Origin of the sequence: Sediminibacillus terrae, assembly GCF_009602435.1 — a bacterium.
GTDB classification, from domain to species: Bacteria; Bacillota; Bacilli; order Bacillales; family Amphibacillaceae; genus Sediminibacillus; species Sediminibacillus terrae.
Window position 1 is genome coordinate 1 of record NZ_VZDQ01000019.1, and the last position, 624, is coordinate 624.

2 pseudogenes are annotated in these 624 nt (G+C 34.8%); both read right to left on the reverse strand.

Annotation, left to right across the window (positions count from 1 at the left end):
- Window positions 1-148: 148 nt before the first annotated feature.
- Window positions 149-343, reverse strand: a pseudogene (locus F6X55_RS06005) (LOG family protein); the annotation flags it as partial.
- A 158-nt stretch (window positions 344-501) separates the two neighbouring features.
- A pseudogene (locus tag F6X55_RS06010) lies at window positions 502-624 on the reverse strand (AAA family ATPase); the annotation flags it as partial.

Below are 624 nucleotides of genomic sequence, written 5' to 3' on the forward strand. Positions count from 1 at the left end.
CAGTGGTTGTTTATATTATTAACTACTTTCATCAAAGTGGCTCTCACCCCCGCACTTAATGGCTCAGTTGACCGCAAACAGTGGCTCAAATCTCCACACTAATGGCTCAATCTCTCCGCAATACTCACTCAATTACTGATTGGTCGTTTCATCGCCATTTGTCTATATAAACACCTGTATGATTCAATAGTTTTTTCACTAACTCTTTCGAATCCTTATCCATAACTATTAAATCCTTGTACTCTTCTTTTACAAACCCTTCTTCAATCATGTGATCAAACAATGATAATAGTGGTGAATAGTATTCAAAAATGTTAAGTAAGGCACATGGTTTGTTATGATAACCTAATTGCGCCCAAGTAAAAACTTCGAACCATTCTTCTAAAGTTCCAGTACCACCAGGCTGTCACTTTGAACGGTATTTTGCGCATATTTTAAATACTATTTTGCACGAGATGAAATATAAAAATCTATCTTCATGTAAAAGATAGATTTTTATAATTACTTGATTCCGATAACTAAACTGTCTCGTGCAGCTTCAACAACTTCTGTTGTAATGGTTTCAAGATTATTAATTTCAAGTATCCTTTCAATCTGGGTGAAGAGTCTTTGTATAAGCCTGAA